The sequence below is a fragment of the Mesorhizobium sp. FG116 genome (genome assembly GCF_057809835.1).
Genome location: NZ_JBMDKS010000033.1, coordinates 1 through 18,798, shown reverse-complemented (window position 1 = coordinate 18,798; position 18,798 = coordinate 1). Strand labels below are relative to the sequence as shown.

Here is an 18,798-nt window from a genome sequence, read left to right as displayed (position 1 = left end):
GGCAGCCGCTAAAAGGCTGGAAAAGCAGGATAAAAGTTGGGACGGAGCCAAAAACACAACACCCGCCGGGGGAGGAGGTCCGGCGGGTGTCGTATGGTTCGGTCAGCGATCGGGAGGAGGTGAAGGCTGACCGTATCCGCTCTGGCCTGGGAGGAGGATGGCCTCGGCGGAATTCGATGATTGGAAGCTAGGCCTGTTGACCGGTTGGTAAAAGACTCATTTTTGCATGGCAGCATTGCGTTTTGTGCAACGCAGCATGCGCGCGGCGCAATGTCGCCGGTTTGCCCGCTGGACAAGGATAGCAAGCGTCATCAATCGCTTATCTTTTCCAGCCGCGAAATCCGCACCAACGCAACCTTGCGTGGTGGGTTTGACCCTGAGACCAAGTGTCCCGGTCGAGGGGTCAAGGGTCGCATATGACGGTGGCTGCTACGTTTTGTTCCTTGCGCAAGATCAAAGACCAAGGTTTCATCATAGACTAGCGAGGGTAGGTAACTCCCTTGCAATCGATTGCTTTTCTCGCACAGGCGGAACGACATGGTCTCGCAACTGACGACATCCGAACGGCAATATGCGCTGGTCACACTTCTCCTGCTCGGCCTTGGCGGCCTGGCGATGGCGGCCATGGGGCGCGGCGATCCAATCGCCGTGCACGGCTATATCGTCCTGCTTTTCGCCATTGGGTTGTCCTTTGTGGTGATGGCCGGCTACTACGCGCCGGAGCCCGACAAGGACCGCCTGTCGCGTTACTATGACGACCCCACCCGGGTGGGCATCGTTTTGTCCATCGCCTGGGCGGTGGTTGGCATGTTCGTCGGCGTCTGGGTTGCCGCCTTGCTGGCCTGGCCCGACCTTACCTTCGATCAGGCATGGGCAAGCTTCGGCCGCCTGCGCCCGGTGCATACTTCGGGCGTCATCTTCGGCTTCGGCGGCAACGCGCTCATCGCCACCTCGTTCCATGTTCTCCAGCGCACCACGCGCGCGCGCCTGCCCGGCCAGTTCGCGCCGTGGTTCGTGCTGCTTGGCTACAACCTGTTCTGCGTCGTCGCCGCCAGCGGCTACCTGATCGGCGTCACCCAGTCGAAGGAATACGCCGAGCCCGAATGGTATGCCGACATCTGGCTGGTCGTCGTGTGGGTGACCTATTTCCTCATCTACCTGCGCACGCTGGCGCGGCGCAAGGAACCCCACATCTACGTGGCCAACTGGTACTACATGGCCTTCATCCTGGTGGTTGCGATGCTGCACATCGTCAACAACATCGCCGTGCCGATCTCGTGGGGTTCCGCGAAGAGCTATTCGGTCTATTCCGGCGTGCAGGATGCGATGGTTCAGTGGTGGTACGGCCACAATGCGGTGGCCTTCTTCCTCACCGCCGGCTTCCTGGGGATGATGTACTATTACATGCCCAAGCGCGCGGGCAGGCCGATCTTCTCCTACCGGCTGTCGATCATCTCGTTCTGGGGCATCACCTTCTTCTACATGTGGGCTGGCTCGCACCACCTGCACTACACGGCTCTGCCGCAATGGGTGCAAACGCTCGGCATGACGTTCTCCGTGATGCTGCTGGTGCCGTCCTGGGCGTCGGCCGGCAACGCGCTGGCAACGCTCAACGGCGCCTGGCACAAGGTGCGCGATGACGCAACGCTGCGCTTCATGATGGTCGCCGCAGTCTTCTATGGGCTCTCCACCTTCGAAGGCTCGTTCATGGCCATTCGCCCGGTCAACTCTTTGTCGCACTACACCGACTGGACCGTTGGCCACGTCCATGCGGGTGCGCTCGGCTGGGTGGCGATGATCACCTTCGGGTCGATCTATGCGCTGGTGCCGTGGATGTGGAAGCGCGAGGCGATGTATTCGCCCAAGCTCATCGAGGTGCACTTCTGGCTCGCCCTGTCGGGCACCATCGTCTACGTCTTCGCGATGTGGAATTCGGGCATCATCCAGGGCCTGATGTGGCGCACCTACAATGAAAGCGGTTCGCTCACCTATTCCTTCATCGATTCGCTGGTTGCCATGCATCCCTACTACATCGCTCGTGCTTTCGGTGGGCTGCTGTTCCTGCTCGGCGCCATCGTGGCGGCGTACAACGTCTGGATGACGATCCGCCAAAGCAAGCTCGAAGCGGCGCAGGGCAAGGAAGATGCCGATATCCCGCTGTTTGCCCGCGACGCAGTCCAGGCCGGAGAGTAACCGACCATGAAAGAGTTCTTTCACCGCAAGATCGAACGCAATGCCATCGGCTTCGTCGTGGCGATCGTGGCAGTCGCCTCGATCGGCGGCTTCATGGAGATTGCGCCGCTGTTCACCATCCAGGAAACGGTGGAAGAGGTGCCCGACATGCGCACCTACACGCCGCTCGAACTGGCAGGGCGCAACATCTATATCCGCGAAGGCTGCTATGCCTGCCATTCGCAGATGATCCGCACGTTGCGTGACGAGGTCGAGCGCTACGGCCCCTATTCGCTGGCGGTCGAATCCAAATACGACCATCCAATGCTGTGGGGGTCGAAGCGCACCGGCCCGGATCTTGCCCGCCTCGGCGAGAAATATTCCGACGCCTGGCACGTCGCGCACCTCATCAACCCGCGCGATGTCGTGCCGGAATCGGTCATGCCGAAATATGGCTGGCTGATGCGCAACGAACTGAAGATCGATGATCTTGGCGAGCATCTTGCGGCCCAGCAGACGGTCGGCGTGCCCTATACGCAGGCGATGGTCGAGAATGCGGTGCAGGATGCGCGCGGCCAGGCCTCGCCGGACAGCAATGCGGCGGCTGGCGTCGCGGAGCGATATGGCGAAGCGACCCATGTGCGCGCGTTCGACGGCGATCCGTCGCGTCTTACCGAAATGGATGCTCTGGTTGCCTATCTGCAGATACTCGGCAAGCTGACCGACAAGGCCTATCAGCAGGCTGCAACGGCGGAGGTGGAGTAATGGACTTCGATCACGATACGCTGGTAGCGCTCTCGAAGAGCTGGGGGCTTTTCTATCTCCTCGCCATGTCGGCGGCGGTGATGGTCTATGCGTTGTGGCCGTCCAACCGCAAGCGCTTCACCCATGCCAAGATGAGCATTCTCGACAACGACGACAAGCCGCTGGAATAGGCCGGAGAAAAACGATGGAGCTTGAAAAGCGCGATCGGGTGACTGGCCGAACGACCACCGGCCATGAGTGGAATGGCATCGAGGAACTCGAGACACCGATCCCGAGGGTGGTCTTTTTCTTCCTTGGCGCTACGGTTCTGTTTTCGCTGATCTGCTGGGTGCTCTATCCGACCTGGCCGCTCGGCTCGACCTTCACCAAGGGCCTGACCGGGTTCGACCAGCGAAACCTCGTCACCGAGCAGGTCGCCAAGGCCGATGCGGAGCGCGCTTCGGCGTGGGCCGGCAAGGTCGAGACCCTGAGCTATGCCGAGATCGAGGCCGACCCGGCGCTGATGCAGCCGGTGAAGGAGGCGGGCCGCACCCTGTTCGTCGACAACTGCGCCGTCTGTCACGGCGTCAGTGCGACCGGCGGTCCGGGCTTCCCCAATCTCACGTCGAAATCGTGGCTGTGGGGTGGTGAACCCGAAGCGATCGAGGAAACGATCAAGGTCGGCATCAATTCCACCAATGACGACACGCGCGTTTCGCAGATGATGGCCTTCGGCCGCGACGGCGTGCTCGCGCCGGAGCAGATTTCAAATGTCGTAACCTACGTTCGCTCGCTGTCCGGTGCCGAGGGCGATGCCGCCAAGATCGACGCGGGCAAGGAGGTCTTCGCCGCCAATTGCGTGGCCTGCCACGGCGACAATGCCAAGGGCAGCCACGACGTCGGCGCGCCCGACCTGACGGATCATTTCTGGATCTACGGCGGCGATGTCAATTCCGTCTACACCAGCGTCTATTCCGGCCGGCAGGGTCACATGCCGCACTGGGGCGCGCGCCTCAGCCCGCTCCAGGTCAAGCTCCTGACCGTTTACGTTCACTCGCTTGACGGAGCGCCGCAGTGACATCGGCAAGCGCCGCAACGCCATCCCAAGACAGCCCGCAACGCCGGCGCAGGCTGGCAGTATGGGGCCTGGCCGCAACGGTGTTGGCGGTGTTTGTCGCAGCAAACGCGCATCTGGTCTATGTTGCGGTCACCTCGCAGCCCGACTGCGTGCCGCACGCAAAGGAAGTCGGTGTCGACGGCGCTCCCCTCAGGGCAGCGCGATCGGCCTGTTGAAGCTGAAAGGATAAGGCATGGCCACCGCCGAACCGTCCGAGATCATCATTCCGCTGGCCGAGCAGCGCCGCCGCCATCTTCCTGCAAGCGCTGCCTTTGCATGGCTTGGAGCCGGCTGGCGCGATCTGTGGCGACACCCCGGCCCGAGCCTTTTTTATGGCCTTGTCGTGTTCGCGATTTCCGTCGCGATGGTATGGTGCCTGTTCGCCCTCGGGCTGGACTACATCCTGTTTCCTGCACTGGCGGGGTTCATGGTGGTCGGACCGTTGGTCGCCATCGGTCTTTACGAGAAGAGTCGCGCCCTCGAAGACGGCGAGCCGGTCAAGCTTGAAAGCATGCTGTTCGTCGTCGCCAAGTCGGGGGCGCAGGTGCTTTATACCGGCGCGATCCTCTGCCTTTTGATGCTGCTCTGGATGCGTGCGGCCGTCATCATCTATGCCTTGTTCTTCGGCGTCCGCCCGTTCCCCGGTCTTGACCACGTTGCCGGAATGCTCGCCACGACGCCGGAAGGTTGGGGCATGCTTGTCGTAGGTACCGTGGTTGGCGGCCTGTTCGCGGCCTTCTCCTTTGCCATCAGCGTATTTGCCATTCCCATGCTGCTCGACCAGAAGCTCGATGCCTTCACCGCGATGGGCACCAGCATTTCAATGGTCTGGCGCAACCTGCCGGTAATGGTAATGTGGGGCGTGATCGTGCTGGTCCTGTTCCTGCTTGCGGTCGTTACCGGGCTTGTCGGCCTGGTCATCATCTTCCCGCTGCTTGGCCATGCCACCTGGCATGCCTACAAGGCAATCAGATGAGTTGCTGTGCGCCCGGCGTAGAGGCTGCTGCCGAACTCGGGCGCGATCCCTCGGCAGAAGAGCTACGGCTGGCCAGCCGTGATCTGGGCGATGGTCTTTTCCAGACCGATCTTTCCGTTCCCGCCGTCCATTGTGCGGCGTGCATTCGCACTGTCGAACGCGGGCTTGGCAAATTGCCCGGCGTCGAAAGCGCACGCGTCAACCTCTCGACCAAGCGCGTTGGCGTCAAATGGCGGGGCGACGTCGCACCGCAGATGATCCAGACTCTCGCTGGTCTCGGCTATCCCGCGCATCTCTATGAAGCAGAGCAGGACAAGCGCGATCCCGAACTTTCGCGCCTTATCCGCGCCGTCGGCGTCGCCGGCTTCTGCGCCATGAACATCATGCTGCTTTCAGTGTCGGTCTGGTCCGGCGCCGATGCGGAGACGCGACAGGCTTTTCACTGGATTTCGGCCGCTCTGGCCTTGCCGGCGCTCGTCTATTCCGGGCAGGTTTTCTTTCGCTCGGCATGGGGCGCCTTGAAGGTCGGCCGCACCAACATGGACGTTCCGATCTCCATCGGCATTACGCTTGCCTATTCGCTCAGCCTCTACGACACGGTCCACAATGGAACCCATGCCTATTTCGACGCCGCCACGACGCTGGTGTTCTTCCTCCTGATCGGGCGAACGCTGGACCATGTCATGCGCGAGAAGGCGCGCGCCGCGGTGCGCGGCCTCGTGCGGCTGAGCCCGCGCGGCGCGACCGTCCTGCGTGACGACGGCAGCCAGGATTACCTTCCGGTCAGCGAAGTCGAGCCCGGCATGCGCATCCTGCTCGCCGCAGGCGACCGCATTCCGGTCGACGGTACGGTCGTGGAAGGTTCATCGGAACTCGACTGTGCCATCGCCACCGGCGAGAGTGCGCCACTTCATGTTGGTCCCGGCTCCGAATTGCGCGCGGGTACGCTCAATCTCACCGGCCCCCTGACGCTTACCGCGACTGCCAAGGCGCAAGACTCGTTCCTGGCCGAGATGGTGCGTTTGATGGAGGCAGCCGAAGGCGGACGCGCTCGCTATCGGCGCTTGGCCGACCGGGCCTCACGGCTTTATTCGCCGGTTGTCCATGTAACCGCATTCCTGACGTTCCTTGGTTGGATCGCCGCGACCGGCGACTGGCATCAGTCAATCAGCATTGCCATTGCCGTTTTGATCATCACCTGCCCCTGCGCGCTCGGGCTGGCTGTGCCGATCGTGCAGGTGATTGCAGCACGGCGCCTGTTCGAAAACGGCGTCATGGTCAAGGATGGCTCCGGCATCGAACGGCTGGCCGAAATCGATGCGGCTCTGTTCGACAAGACAGGCACGTTGACGCTTGGCCGGGCGCGGCTCGTCGATGCGCAGGCCGACGACAAGGCAATGCTTGATGTCGCGGCAGCGCTGGCCGCAAAGTCGCGTCACCCGTTGTCGCGGGCCATTGCATCCGGTGTCAATCGAGATACGGCAATCCTGCTTGCTGACATCGTCGAACATCCCGGCCTAGGCATTGAAGCCCATGCGGGAGTCGACATCTACCGTCTGGGCCGTGCCGAATGGGCGCTTGCTGGAGGGGGTGAAGGTCAGGGAACCGTGCTGGCCCGCAACGGTGGACTTGCCGCGAGCTTCGTATTTGAGGACGCCCTTCGCCCGTACGCTGGCGACGCCATTGCCGCCTTGCAAGCCGAGGGGCTTGATGTGGCGATATTGTCTGGCGATCAGCCTGCCACTGTTGCGGCCACTGCCCGGCAACTGCGTGTCCAGAACTATGAAGGCGCGCTGCTGCCCGGCGCAAAACTCGACTACCTTGCCAATCTGGCCCAGCACGGCAAGCGCACCTTGATGGTGGGCGACGGGTTGAACGATGCCCCGGCGCTCGCCGCCGCGCATGTGTCGATGGCGCCGGCAACCGCTGCCGACATAGGACGCAACGCCGCCGACTTCGTTTTCCTGCATGAAAGCCTGTCGGCGGTGCCGACTGCGCTTGCTGTCGCCCGGGAGGCAGGCCAGTTGGTGAGGCAGAATTTTGCGCTTGCCATCATCTATAACGCCATCGCCTTGCCGATCGCGATCGCAGGCTATGTGACGCCGCTTATCGCCGCGCTTGCCATGTCGCTGTCGTCAGTGCTTGTAGTGGCCAATGCACTTCGCCTCAGGGCTGGCAAACTGCCCAAGCCAGCCGACAAGGCGCGCCCGTATCAAGCGTCAAAAATTCAATCGATAGTGCCGGCTGAATGAGCAGCCTTGTCTTCCTCGTGCCTCTGGCGCTTATCCTGGGTGGCGCTGCCCTTGGCGGCTTCCTATGGTCGCTTCGCAGCGGCCAGTATGACGATCTTGACGGAGCGGCCGCGCGCATCCTCCTCGACGACGACGAGGACGACGAAAGGTAGGGCTCTTATTGCCGGCCCTGTTCGGACGCGAGCTTGACTAAGTCGAGTGCTTCTTCGCCGACTATGCGTTGTTCGGCGTCTATCACCGCGCGCCAGACGAAGTTGCCGCGCCGCACGGTCAGCCGTTGCTGCCCTTCGTCGGGGCCGGCGCCTGCTTCGACCGTGCTTGTCACCAGCCCCAGCCGCATCATCCTTTGCAGTTCGGCCACGGTCAGGTGCAGCCTTGCGGCCAGGATCGCAGGATCGACGAAGAAATCTCCCTTGGCGTCACGTTCCAGTTTCATGCTCGATCTCCGGGCGATGGAATGTCCCAGCCTTCCAAGACTTCCTGGTGCAGAATATATGGCGCTTTCCGACGCTGTTTGCCTTTTCGCAAATACATAGATTGCAAATCTATGTTTTACATGACCCATGAGAAGATCATGGGTGGGAGACCCTTCGATGCGCCAGCGCGAACGAGCTGGATGGCAAGCAGCTAATGATAGGTCCATGGATGGCCGCGCTGCTGCCTACAGCCTCGCCGTTCTGATCGCGCAGGGGTGCGGCAACATGCTGGCGCCAGCCGGTTGGGAGGTGCTTGTGCTTTGTGACCATCTCTGCGCTGAACCGCATCCCTGCCGATCTGGCAGGCATGACTCCAAGGATGTGCGATCATGATGGGGGCGGCGCTTTCGCGCTGGACTATGGCGTATTTTGCCGCCGCGCTGGCGTGCCTCCTTGGCGCCCAGACCATGATGGCCATGGGCCTTGGATATCCCGCGACGGCGGTGGAAGACCCGCAGACGCTTGCGCTCGTGCATATGATAACCATCGGCTGGCTCAGCCTCTTGATGTGCGGGGCATTGTTCCAGTTCGTGCCGGTTCTGGTGGCGCAGCCGCTTGTCGGCGCACGGTTCGTGCTGCCGGCGCTGGTCAGCCTTGTCGCTGGACTTGCTTCGCTTCTCGCAGGCTTCCTGCAACTCTCCGGCGATCTGCAAACCGACCTGCCTTTGCTGCCGATCGCCGGTATTCTTTTGCCGCTGGGCTTCGGCCTTGCCATCGTCGTTCTGGGCCGCACACTTCTGCGCGGCAGGCCGTTGCCGCTGCCCGCCCGCTTCGTCGCCGCGGGTCTGGCCTGTCTGGTCGCCACGGCTTCGATTGGCGTTCTGTTTGCCCTGTTGCTGTCAGGGCTCGATATGGCGGGCGCTGAGATCGACTGGACCGGCGAAGTCTTGCCGCTGCATGTGACCGCTGGCTTCGGCGGCTGGCTGACGATGACCGCGATTGGCGTCAGCTATCGGCTTTTGCCGATGTTCATGCTGTCGCCGGACAAGGAGCGCGCCACCGGAAAAATTGTGCTCTGGAGCAGTTGCGCCGCGCTCGCGCTGGTTCTGGTCGTGGTTCCGATTGAGCGCGTGTTGGGCGGTCCGGGAATTGCGTGGCATGCCGCCTGCCTTGCCATGCTCGTCGCCGTCGTTTTCTACGGCGTCGATCTGGTCTTCTTCTACCGCCATCGCAAGCGGCGAAATATCGAACTGAACAGCCGTTCGGCCATCGGGGCCTTTGCCGCGCTTTACCTGTCGGTCGCCTTGCTTGTCGGGTTGGTCGCGACCGGTACGCTTGGCCAGCACATCGCGGCTCTCGTTTATCTTGTCGCCTTCGGCTGGCTGAGCGGCCTTGGCCTGTCGCAACTTTACAAGATCGTCCCGTTCCTCACATGGCTGGAATGCTACGGCCCGGTGATGGGTCGCAAGCCGACGCCGCGTGTTCAGGACCTCGTCGTGGAAAAGCGCGACATTCCGTGGTTCGCCTTGTATTTCGCCGGCGTGCTTGCAGGTACGATCGCGCTTCTTGCGGGCATGCCGGACCTGTTTCGGCTGGCGACGCTAGCAACACTTTGCGCAACGGTGGCGCTGGTGGTTGAAATGGTGCTGGTACGCCGCCTGTTCAACGTAGCCGTTGCCACGCGTTTGCCCGAGGGCACCTCGAGGCCCCGGCTTTTTCTTTCATCCGCGCGATGAACCCGACTGGAGAATTTCTCATGAGCATGCCCTATTACGACCTCGATGTTCGGCCGATCCTGCGCGAAGGCGGTGAACCATTCAGCGTCATCATGCAGGCCGTGTCAGCACTTGCTCCAGGACAGAGCCTTCGCCTTTTCGCCACCTTCAAGCCGCTGCCGTTGTTCCAGGTTCTCGGCGCGCGCGGGTTCGATGCCTCGGCGCGCGAGATCGGCAGCGGCGAGTGGGAGGTGATTTTCACTCCGAGCGAAACCGCGGCAGCGCCGGCTGCGAAGCCTGCCGCTGCTGCCTCTGCGTCCAATGATGCTTGGCCTGCTCCGGTCGATGAACTCGACAATCGCGACCTAGACCCGCCCGAGCCGATGGTGAAGACGCTCGAAGGCGTGGAGGCGCTGCAACCAGGCCAGACCATTGCCGCGCTTTTGCCGCGTGAGCCGGTCTTCCTGCTTGAGGAACTTGAGGCGCGCGGCCATAGCTGGCGCGGCCAGATGGAACCGGAAGGCCACTACCGGGTGGTGATCCGCGCAGGGAACCCTCGGCGCTAAAGATGGCAAGCAACGAAGAAGCCGAGCCGCTGGCCGCCGATGTGATCGAGGCGCTGCGCGTGGTGATCGACCCCGAACTCGGCGAAAATGTCGTCGATCTCGGCCTCATCTACGACGTTTCCATCGCCGAGGGCGGGGTCGCGCAGATCGAAATGACGACGACGACCAAGGGCTGCCCGGCAACCGGCTATCTTAAGGAAGCAGTGGAAAGTGCGGCATGGTCGGTGGCCGGCGTGCACTTTGCCGAGGTCAAGCTTACATACGAGCCGGCCTGGATGCCGGAAATGATGAATGACAGTGCGCGACAGCGGCTGGGTCTCGCCTGATGGAAGAACGCATATGAACGACACCACCCGTACCAAGAGCAAGATCGTTATCGACGGCGTGCCCTTGCCCGATCTCCTCGACGAGCAGATGGTCCATGATGTCGTGCACGGTTTCTACGACCAGATCCGGCGCGACGAGTTGCTCGCACCTGTCTTCAACAGCCGCATTTCCCCGGACGAGTGGCCACACCATCTCGCCAAGATGTGCGACTTCTGGTCCTCGGTACTGCTCAGGACGTATCGATATGACGGCCGGCCGCTGCCGCCGCACCTGGCGATCCCCGGCCTCGGCGAAGAGCATTTCCGACGCTGGTTGACGCTGTTTCGCGCAACGGTTCATCGCGTTTGCCCGCCCGAGGTTGCCGCCCTGTTCATGGATCGTGCGCTGCGCATCGCGCACAGCTTCCGCCTCGCCGTGGCCTTCAGTCGAGGCGAAAGCACGGTCGACATTCAGCCGATATTCGAAGAGAGCTTGTAGGGTCTCGGCCTCACCCCTAACCGGGGCCTGTCTGGAGATGGACTAACATGCGGCTAACCGGTTTCTCCGACTACGCGCTTCGGATGCTGATGTTTGCCGCTTCGGCAGAAGGCCGGCTCATCACCATCGAAGAAACGGCGCGCACCTTTCGCTTGCCCAAGACGCATCTCAACAAGGTCGCGAATGTCTTGACGCGCGGCGGTTTTCTCGTCGGCATTCGTGGCCGGGCTGGCGGATTGATGCTGGCGCGCCGCCCGGAAGCGATCCGCATCGGCGACGTCATGCGGCTGACCGAGCCGGATTTTGCGCTTGTCGAATGTTTTTCCACCGGCAACCAGTGCGTCCTCACCAATTGCTGCAAGCTTTCGGGCGTGCTGAACGAGGCGTTGGCGTCGTTTCACAGGACCCTGGATAGCTACACGCTTGCCGACATCGTGCTGGCTCCGACGGATTTCTTCCCGACTGGTCCCTTTTCCGGGAAGTCCCGTGCTTTAGAGGCAGCGCGATAGCAACCGCCGGAGCGAGCGCAGCAAGCTAGCCTATTTGTCGGATTGTCCCTCGGCCAGCAGGAGCAGCTTGTGCGGCTGCACCACGGTCACCTTCTGGCGTCCGCTTTTCACCAGGCCCTTCTCCTCCCACGCCGTCATCAGCCGGCTGACGGTGTGCAAAGTCGTTCCGGTCATGTCGGCTATGTCCTGGCGTGACAGCGGGAAGTCGATCAACAACCCGTCCTCGGTCTTCCTGCCCGTCTGCTGCACCAGTTTGAGCAATGCGTGGGCAACACGGCGGTCCACCTGTTCGGTAGACATTTCGATCACGCGCGCATGCGCGTCCTGCAGCCGCGCACCGACGGCTTTGTAGGTATTGGCGCCGAAGCTCGGAAAGGCGGCTGCGAATTCAGACCACAACCGGCTCGGCCACGACAGGATCACGCAGTCGACCGCGGCGACTGCGGTTGCCGGATAGGTCGTGCGGCCGAGCGCGTGGGCAATGCCAAGCAATTCGCCGGGGCTGATGTAGCGTACGATAACCTGCTGGCCATCGGGCGTGGTCTTCACAACGCGAACATGCCCGTCGAGCAGCAGGAAGAAGGCGTGTGCCTCGGCTTCCTGTTCGAAAATGGCCGTATCCTTGGCCACCCGCATCGAACGAGCTTGCCCCAGCATGGTGTCCAGTTCGGTAGCCTGCATGCCCTGGAAGGGAGCCAGGTCGGCGATCAATGTTCGGTCGAGGCGGCTCAAGTCGCTCTTTCCTGTTGCGGTCGAAAAGCGCCCCAGAGGGCGCCTGCGTCAACCGGCACCACCATTATCGGTGATCCCGGCTTTGTTTGCGTTCTCGCAACGTTTATCACTCCACTGCGGCTTAGACACCATCTCAACGTCGCACAAAATGAAAGGCAAGATCATGAGAAACAAGATCGCTATGGCTGTTGCAGTCGCCGCCCTGATGATGGCAGGCGCTGCCCAGGCTGCGGACCATCAGGTCCAGATGCTCAACAAGGGTGACAAGGGCGCCATGGTATTCCAGCCTGACTTTATTCAGGCGCAACCCGGCGACACCGTTACTTTCGTGCCGACCGACAAGGGCCATGACGCCGAGAGCATCAAGGGCATGATCCCCGATGGCGCCGAGCCGTTCAAGGGCAAGATGAACGAGCAGATCACCGTTACGCTCGACAAGGAAGGCGTCTACGGCGTCAAGTGCACGCCGCATTACGGCATGGGCATGGTGGCTCTCGTCGTCGTCGGCAAGCCGGTCAATCTCGATGCCGCCAAGGGGGTCAAGCAGACGGGCAAGGCAAAGAAAGTGTTCGAAGCCCTGTTGGCCGAAGTGCCGGCTAATTAAAGCCAGTCATGGTGCCGGTGAGCGGTCGTGGGATCGCGCACTCCAGAACTGCATTGGAGCATCCCCGGATCGCACGCCGGTTGTGAGCGCTCCGCCGGCAAGGCAAACTCCGGGGGGAATTTGCCTTGCCGTTTTATTGAAATGAACGACATGGCCATTCCTCGCACCAGACCCGGCAACTATCCGGCGATCCTCTCCTACGGCTTTCGCCCGTTCTTCCTTCTTGGTGCGCTGCATGCCGGCGCTTCCATCGTCTTCTGGCTGCCGCTGTTTTATGGCTCGGTCGAAATCTCCAGCGTATTCGTGCCGGTCGATTGGCACATCCACGAGATGTTGTTCGGTTATCTCGCAGCCATCGTCACCGGCTTCCTTCTGACGGCAATTCCTAACTGGACCGGCCGACTGCCGGTTCAGGGTTTGCCGCTTCTGGGGTTGGTGGTTCTGTGGCTGGCTGGTCGGGTTGCGGTCGCTTTCTCAGCCGAGATCGGCTGGGCAGCCGCGGCGGTCATCGACTGTGCCTTCCTGCTGGCGGTCGCCGCGTCTGCGGCGATCGAGATCATTGCCGGCCGCAACTGGCGCAACCTCAAGGTTGTGGTTCCGGTCAGCGTGCTGTTCCTTGCCAATCTGGCCTTTCATCTGGAAGCTCATTTCGAAGGGATTTCCGATGTTTCGCGGCGGCTTGGCATCGCAGCGGCCATCGTCCTCATCACCATCATAGGCGGTCGCATCATTCCGAGCTTCACGCGCAACTGGCTGGTGCGCGAAAATCCGGGACGCCTGCCGGTTCCGTTCAACAAGCTTGACGCAGCCATCATCATTTTTTCGGTGCTGGCGCTGGCGGCATGGACCTTTGCCCCCGGATCGATACTGACCGGCTGGATGATGATTGTAGCTTCCGCTCTTAATCTTCTGCGTCTCGCCCGCTGGGCCGGCGAGCGCACCTTGCGCGATCCGCTCGTAACCGTGTTGCACGTCGCCTATCTGTTCATACCTGCCGGGTTCCTGCTTGCAGGGCTTCCGGCGCTTCTGCCGGATAGCGTTCCGCCCGTGGCCGGCCTGCACGCATTCGGGGTCGGCGCGGTCGGCTCGATGACGCTCGCGGTCATGACGCGCGCCACGCTTGGGCACACGGGACGCGAACTGCGGGCCAGTGGTGGTACGCGCGCAATCTATGTGCTTGTCGCGCTAGCCGCACTGGCTCGCATCGCCGCTGCATTCGTGCCCGATATGACGATGCTGCTCGACATGTCAGCCGGGCTGTGGGCAGCCGCGTTCCTCGGTTATGCCGCCATTTTCGGCGGCATGCTGGTCAAGCCGAAACTGCGCGCACACTAGGTCGTGGACTCATAAATATGATGGAAATGGCGCCTGGAACGGCAATAAGATGCAAGGAGAAGCGCGAAGGGCGATGTGGACCATCGGCCGAGCGGTTCGACGCGGCAGCTTGCAGCCGTTCCGGCGTCCTTCGGATGTGGTCCATCTGCCCGGCTACTTTGTCAAAAGAGCTTGAAAATGAATGACATTTCCTGCGCTCTTTTTCCTCGTATCCGAACAGATGGCCTCACACCATTTCGATCAGATTTATGAGTTCACGACCTAAAGCGTTTCAAGAGCCTCACGGCTCGTGCAGGCTTTCGTCCAGTCCGCGCAGCAGCGGGTAGAGGAAATAGGAGATGATGGTGCGTTGGCCTGTCTTGATCTCGGCCTGCACCGTCATTCCGGGAATCAACCGGAAACCTTGCGGCAGGTTGCGCAAATTCATGTCGCCAAGCGCCACCCGCACCTTGTAGAAGGGTGCCGTGTTTTGCTGATGCTGTTCGCCTTGCTGGCCCGGCGCGAACGCGTCCTGGCTGATGTTGCGAACCTTGCCGTCGGCCGTTCCGTGTTTCTGAAACGGGAAGGCGTCGAACTTGACCCTTGCGGTGTCATCGCTGGCGATCTGGCCGATGTCCTTGGACGCAACCGCAACTTCCGCCTCAAGCGGCACATCAAGCGGCACCAGCGTAAACAAGGGCTCTGCGTCACGCACCACGGAACCGATGGAGCGCTGCGCAATGTCCAGAACGGCGGCATCGGCGGGTGCGGTCAGCACTGCCATCTGCTGGCGCAGTTCGGCCTTCTTCAGCTCTTCCGAGGCAGCGCCCCGATTGTCGCGCAACTCCACCAGGTTCTCCATTGAAGCGCGGCGGAAATCCTCCATGAAGGCCTGCCGTTCGGCCTTGGCCTGCTCGAGGGTCTGTGCCGTCTCCAATTGATTGCCGCGAATGCGGCCGATGCCGGCCTCAAGGTCGAGACTGACGTCGCGCCCCTGCAGATAGCTCAGGCGCGAGCCTGTGCCCTGGTCGAAAAGGGTTTCGCGCATCTGGTCGATTTCATGTAGGCCTGCCAGCCGCTTGACCAGCACCGCTTCCTCGCTGTGGCTCGCGGCAAGGGTCGCTTCCGCATGCGCGATCTGCGTGTCGTAGTCGCGCAGCTTGGCATCGTAGAAGGCCTTGCGCTGGCTGAACAATTGCGCCTGTAGCAACTGGTCGGCGCGCGCACTCTGCGGCACCGAATAGGTCTTTCCCGCAAGTTCTGCCTCGATGCGTTCGATCTGGGAATCGAAGCCCTGGATCTTGCCCAGCAACTGGCTGCTGTCAGCCGTGGCAAAGGTCGGGTCAAGCGTCGCCAGGGTCTGGCCGGCGTGCACGGTGTCGCCGACTTTCACATCGATCGTGCGGATCACCGAGGTTTCCAGCGGTTGCACTACCAGCATCGGCCGCGTCGTGATGAGCTTGCCGGGGGCGACGACGATCTCGTCAATGCTCGACAGTGAGGCCCAGGTGATGGCGCATGCAACGAAAAACAGGATGCCGTAGAGCGTCATGCGCGCCAGCCGGGGAGGCGGCCTCTGCTCAAGCTCGACGGCGTCGGGCTGGAACTCGAGTATTGCCGGAACCGGCGGTGCCTGAACTATGCGCAGGACGGGCGGCTCCACCGGAGCAGGAACGGGCGTGGTGTCGGTCTTGGCGAGCGAGAGCTTGGCGCGGGAGGCTTTCATACTGCAAGCCTCGTCTGCTGGTTCCACAGATGCCGGTAGGTCGTGCAGCGCGACAGCAACTGGTCGTGGCCGCCAATATCGGCGAGCTTGCCTCGGTCGATGACCAGGATGGCGTCGGCGTCGGCAAGCGTCGACAGGCGGTGCGAAACGATGATGACCGTACGACCCTCGGCGATCTTGCGGATGCTCTGGCGAACGATCATCTCGCTTTCCGGATCAAGCGCGCTGGTCGCCTCGTCGAAGATCAGGATACGCGGATCATTCACCAGCGAGCGGGCGATGGAGAGGCGCTGCTTCTGTCCGCCGGACAGGTTTTCGGCATTTTCCTCGATCATCGTATCGTAGCCTCGAGGCAACTGCTCGATGAACTCTTCGGCACCCGCCAGACGCGCCGCCTCGACAACCTGTTCAAAGGTGGCGTCCGGCCTTGCCGCCGCGATGTTCTCGCGAACAGTGCCGCGGAACAGGAAATTGTCCTGCAGCACCACGCCGACATTCTTGCGCAAATGGACGAGGTCGATTTCGCGCACATCATGGCCGCCGATGCGAATGATCCCCTGCTGGATCGGATAGAGCCCCTGCAAAAGCCGCGTCACCGTGGTCTTGCCCGAGCCGCTGCGGCCGACGACGCCGAACACGCTGCCGGCGTTGATCGCGAACGAGACGTTGTCCAACGCCAGAGGCATGTCGGCGCGATAGCGGAAGGACACATTCTGGAACTCGATGGCGCCGGCAATATCGGGCCTCAAGCCCTCGGTGCGACCGCTGCGCTCGACGCGCTGGTTCATCACTTCGCCCAGCATGCGGACCGAAAGCGCGACCTCCTGGTATTCGTGCACCATCGTCACGATCTGGACGAGCGGTCCTGAGACGCGGCCGGCCAGCATATTGAAGGCAACGAGTGCGCCGATGGTCATGTTGCCGTCGAACACGGCCAGTGCGCCGAAGCCGACGATGGAAACGCCCATCAGCTTCTCCATGAAGCCGGTAACGGACTGCGCCACCGTGGAAATCTTCTCGACATCGAAGCGCGTGGTCACCGTCTGGGCGGAACGGTCGTCCCAGACGCGGCGTTGCAGCGGCTCCATGGCGAGCGATTTCACCGTGCGCATGCCGTGAACGGTCTCGACCAGCATGCCCTGGCGGATGCCCTCGGCTTCATAGAGCGCGTTCAGCCTCCGCTTGAACGGGCCAACCATCAGCGCCACGACGATGGCGATGGCTGCGCTGAACAGAAGCACCAGCGTCGCGAGCTTGGCGCTGTAGAGGAACAGCACCGGCACGAAAACCAGCAGCGACAGCGCATCAAGCATGGTCAGGAACAGGCGCCCGGTCATGAATTCACGAATGCGGCCCGCCTGCTGCATATGCTTGACCAGAACGCCCGCCGAACCCTGTTCGAAGAAGGTGATCGGCAGGTCGAGCAGGTGCTTGAAGGTCCGCGTCGCCACCCTGATGTCGATGCGGTTGGTGGCGAAGATCAGGAGATAGCGGCGCAGGAATACGAAGGTTGCGTCGAACAGAAGCGCCACGCACACGCCGATGCTCAAAACGTAGAGCGTCGAATAGCTCTCGTGGACGAGCACCTTGTCGATGACGAGCTGGAAAAAGATCGGTGTTGCCAGGCCGATGGCGTAGAGGAACAAGACTGCGATGGCGACGTCGGCAAACAGCCTCCGCTGCTTGACGATTTCGGGCAGGAACCAGCGGAAGCTGAAGGGCTGATCCGGGTCGCTCAGCGCATAGGTGCGCTTGGCCAGCAGAAGTTCGCCGCTCCATCTCGCGCAAAACTGGTCGAGCGGCACGGCAAGCAGTTCCGGGCGCGCCGCCAGCGGATCGAATATCTGCACGATATCCTCGCCGGCCTCGGTGCGCGCGGTGCCGATAATGGAGACCCAGTTGTCGTTGTCGAGGCGGGCAAGCGCCGGATAGGCCTTGCCGAGCTTCATCAGGCCGTTGCGACCGACCTTGGCGAATTTGGCGCGTAGGCCGGCTTCCCGGGCCATGCGCAGTATTAGGGTCGGAGATGCCGGCTCACTGCCCACGGCATAGATCGCCGCCAACCTCTCGGGGCTGCCGTCCAGCCCGTGATGCCGCAACAAGCCGGCCAGGCAATACAGCCCTGTCTGCGGCATCGAATCCATGGCCGGAAGCCCCCGCTACGATCAGGTTTCGATCAGCTGAAGTTGGGTGAGCCGTTTACGCCACGGCCATGCTTCTCGGCTTCCGCGGGTGCGACTGGCGTCTTCTTCACCGCGCCGGCGTCGATCAGGCCCTGCAACACCTTTTGCATCAACTCGACGCTGTTGGCGAAGGCCTCAACCGGCATGATGACGCGCTGGCGGAACACCGGCTTTGGAGAATTGGTATGATCACGTTCGCTCGGCGACAGGCTGACAAGGTCGATGCGCACGATGGTGCCGCTGACAGTGACCTCGCCGATACCGTCGGCGTACAATTCCTGGTGCATTGCGTGTCCTTCCTCTGGGCCGGATGTCCGACAGTGCTTGTCGCGTAGTGGAATATACTACGCGGCAAGCTGTCCGTTGAACATTACATCGACCCAGTAGTTGGACGCATTCCATGTGCTGGTCGGGAATACAGAGCTACTTCCATAGGCGTAGACCCCGGCATTCACGGGTGCAGTAAGGGGCCCATTTGTGACAGGGGCGGTGAAGTAGTTGTTGTTCGCGGAGTAGAAGCCGTTGGTGTGGTACGAAACGACATAGGTCTGACCGGCCGAGATCTGGATCGGCGTGTTGAAGGTCGCCGATTGCCAGCCGCTTGCCGTCTCGTTGGTGAAGGTCAGCGTTCCCATCAGGCTGCCGGTCGAGGTCCACAGGCTGCCGGTGTGCGTGCCCGTATTCTGCGACCCCTTGTAGAACTTGATGCCGGTGATGGTGCCTGCCGTCGAGGCTGTAAACTTCATGCCAAGCTCGACCGAATTCGGATCGTTGTCAGCGATGATCGCTGGTGTCGAGTTCGATGCAAACAGACTCTGCGTGGCGGGCGGGGGTGTTGTGACGTTGAGAGACACGGTTGCGGACGATGCTCCGCCCTTGCCGTCGGAGATGGCATAGGTGAAGCCTGCCGCGCCGGTGTAGCCGGCGGTCGGGGTGAAGGTGACGGTGTTGGTCTGGGCGTTGAAGGT

At 61.9% G+C, this 18,798-nt stretch carries 21 protein-coding genes; 15 read left to right on the top strand and 6 right to left on the bottom strand.

Annotation, left to right across the window (positions count from 1 at the left end; genetic code table 11):
• Positions 1-537: 537 nt before the first annotated feature.
• Genes ccoN through ccoS form a run of 8 tightly spaced genes read left to right on the top strand, consistent with a single transcriptional unit; the run spans position 538 to position 7,413 of the window.
• Positions 538-2,193, top strand: coding sequence for a cytochrome-c oxidase, cbb3-type subunit I (gene ccoN / locus ACODTY_RS20545; protein ID WP_488996058.1), 1,656 nt, complete (start codon positions 538-540; stop codon positions 2,191-2,193).
• Between the two features lie 6 nt (positions 2,194-2,199).
• Positions 2,200-2,937, top strand: a complete 738-nt coding sequence (gene ccoO, locus ACODTY_RS20540) for a cytochrome-c oxidase, cbb3-type subunit II (RefSeq protein ID WP_488996057.1) — start codon at positions 2,200-2,202, stop codon at positions 2,935-2,937.
• A complete protein-coding gene (locus tag ACODTY_RS20535; protein WP_082549497.1) occupies positions 2,937-3,107 on the top strand; it encodes a cbb3-type cytochrome c oxidase subunit 3 in 171 nt (56 codons plus the stop codon). Before ccoO ends, ACODTY_RS20535 begins: the two co-directional genes overlap by 1 nt.
• 14 nt (positions 3,108-3,121) lie before the next feature.
• Complete coding sequence (gene ccoP, locus ACODTY_RS20530) at positions 3,122-3,994, top strand: cytochrome-c oxidase, cbb3-type subunit III (RefSeq protein ID WP_488996056.1); 873 nt, start codon at positions 3,122-3,124, stop codon at positions 3,992-3,994.
• Positions 3,991-4,209 carry a hypothetical protein gene (locus ACODTY_RS20525; RefSeq protein WP_488996055.1) on the top strand — a complete coding sequence of 73 codons (219 nt, stop codon included), beginning with the start codon at positions 3,991-3,993 and terminating at the stop codon, positions 4,207-4,209. The genes ccoP and ACODTY_RS20525 overlap by 4 nt, the downstream gene beginning before the upstream one ends.
• Positions 4,210-4,226: 17 nt before the next feature.
• Complete coding sequence (locus tag ACODTY_RS20520; protein WP_488996054.1) at positions 4,227-5,009, top strand: DUF2189 domain-containing protein; 783 nt, start codon at positions 4,227-4,229, stop codon at positions 5,007-5,009.
• A complete protein-coding gene (locus tag ACODTY_RS20515; RefSeq protein ID WP_488996053.1) occupies positions 5,006-7,261 on the top strand; it encodes a cation-translocating P-type ATPase in 2,256 nt (751 codons plus the stop codon). Before ACODTY_RS20520 ends, ACODTY_RS20515 begins: the two co-directional genes overlap by 4 nt.
• Entirely contained in the window at positions 7,258-7,413 is a 156-nt protein-coding gene (gene ccoS, locus ACODTY_RS20510) for a cbb3-type cytochrome oxidase assembly protein CcoS (RefSeq protein ID WP_488996052.1), read from the top strand. Before ACODTY_RS20515 ends, ccoS begins: the two co-directional genes overlap by 4 nt.
• 5 nt (positions 7,414-7,418) lie before the next feature.
• Here ccoS and ACODTY_RS20505 read toward each other — a convergent pair whose 3' ends face one another.
• The gene (locus ACODTY_RS20505) at positions 7,419-7,697 is read right to left on the bottom strand and encodes a DUF6522 family protein (protein WP_056237063.1); all 279 of its coding nucleotides are present in this window, start codon (positions 7,695-7,697) and stop codon (positions 7,419-7,421) included.
• 369 nt (positions 7,698-8,066) lie between these two features.
• On the opposite strand from ACODTY_RS20505, the gene ACODTY_RS20500 reads away from it, so the two are divergent.
• The 5 genes from ACODTY_RS20500 to ACODTY_RS20480 are packed head-to-tail and all read left to right on the top strand — an operon-like array spanning position 8,067 to position 11,271.
• The gene (locus ACODTY_RS20500) at positions 8,067-9,413 is read left to right on the top strand and encodes a hypothetical protein (protein ID WP_488996051.1); all 1,347 of its coding nucleotides are present in this window, start codon (positions 8,067-8,069) and stop codon (positions 9,411-9,413) included.
• Positions 9,414-9,433: 20 nt separating this feature from the next.
• Positions 9,434-9,958: a DUF2249 domain-containing protein gene (locus ACODTY_RS20495; RefSeq protein ID WP_488996050.1), complete on the top strand. Its 525-nt coding sequence runs from the start codon at positions 9,434-9,436 to the stop codon at positions 9,956-9,958.
• A gap of 2 nt (positions 9,959-9,960) precedes the next feature.
• Positions 9,961-10,284, top strand: coding sequence for a metal-sulfur cluster assembly factor (locus ACODTY_RS20490; RefSeq protein ID WP_488996049.1), 324 nt, complete (start codon positions 9,961-9,963; stop codon positions 10,282-10,284).
• A 13-nt stretch (positions 10,285-10,297) separates the two neighbouring features.
• Positions 10,298-10,762, top strand: coding sequence for a group III truncated hemoglobin (locus ACODTY_RS20485; protein ID WP_488996048.1), 465 nt, complete (start codon positions 10,298-10,300; stop codon positions 10,760-10,762).
• Positions 10,763-10,809: 47 nt separating this feature from the next.
• Positions 10,810-11,271, top strand: coding sequence for an RrF2 family transcriptional regulator (locus ACODTY_RS20480; protein WP_488996047.1), 462 nt, complete (start codon positions 10,810-10,812; stop codon positions 11,269-11,271).
• 30 nt (positions 11,272-11,301) lie between these two features.
• Here ACODTY_RS20480 and ACODTY_RS20475 read toward each other — a convergent pair whose 3' ends face one another.
• The gene (locus ACODTY_RS20475; protein ID WP_488996046.1) at positions 11,302-12,003 is read right to left on the bottom strand and encodes a Crp/Fnr family transcriptional regulator; all 702 of its coding nucleotides are present in this window, start codon (positions 12,001-12,003) and stop codon (positions 11,302-11,304) included.
• Between the two features lie 163 nt (positions 12,004-12,166).
• Here ACODTY_RS20475 and ACODTY_RS20470 point away from each other — a divergent pair, with 163 nt between their 5' ends.
• A complete protein-coding gene (locus tag ACODTY_RS20470; protein ID WP_488996045.1) occupies positions 12,167-12,607 on the top strand; it encodes a pseudoazurin in 441 nt (146 codons plus the stop codon).
• A 150-nt stretch (positions 12,608-12,757) separates the two neighbouring features.
• Positions 12,758-13,942 (top strand): NnrS family protein, encoded by a 1,185-nt coding sequence (locus ACODTY_RS20465; protein ID WP_488996044.1) that lies wholly within the window; start codon positions 12,758-12,760, stop codon positions 13,940-13,942.
• Positions 13,943-14,222: 280 nt separating this feature from the next.
• On the opposite strand, the gene ACODTY_RS20460 is transcribed toward ACODTY_RS20465, so the two are convergent.
• The 4 genes from ACODTY_RS20460 to ACODTY_RS20445 form a co-directional block, all read right to left on the bottom strand.
• Positions 14,223-15,647, bottom strand: coding sequence for an HlyD family type I secretion periplasmic adaptor subunit (locus ACODTY_RS20460; protein ID WP_488996043.1), 1,425 nt, complete (start codon positions 15,645-15,647; stop codon positions 14,223-14,225).
• Positions 15,644-17,791 carry a peptidase domain-containing ABC transporter gene (locus ACODTY_RS20455; protein ID WP_488996042.1) on the bottom strand — a complete coding sequence of 716 codons (2,148 nt, stop codon included), beginning with the start codon at positions 17,789-17,791 and terminating at the stop codon, positions 15,644-15,646. The genes ACODTY_RS20460 and ACODTY_RS20455 overlap by 4 nt, the downstream gene beginning before the upstream one ends.
• 32 nt (positions 17,792-17,823) lie before the next feature.
• A complete protein-coding gene (locus tag ACODTY_RS20450; protein WP_488996041.1) occupies positions 17,824-18,117 on the bottom strand; it encodes a hypothetical protein in 294 nt (97 codons plus the stop codon).
• A gap of 57 nt (positions 18,118-18,174) precedes the next feature.
• Positions 18,175-18,798, bottom strand: a 624-nt coding sequence (locus ACODTY_RS20445) for a DUF4082 domain-containing protein (RefSeq protein WP_488996040.1), incomplete at its 5' end; no start/stop codon positions are given.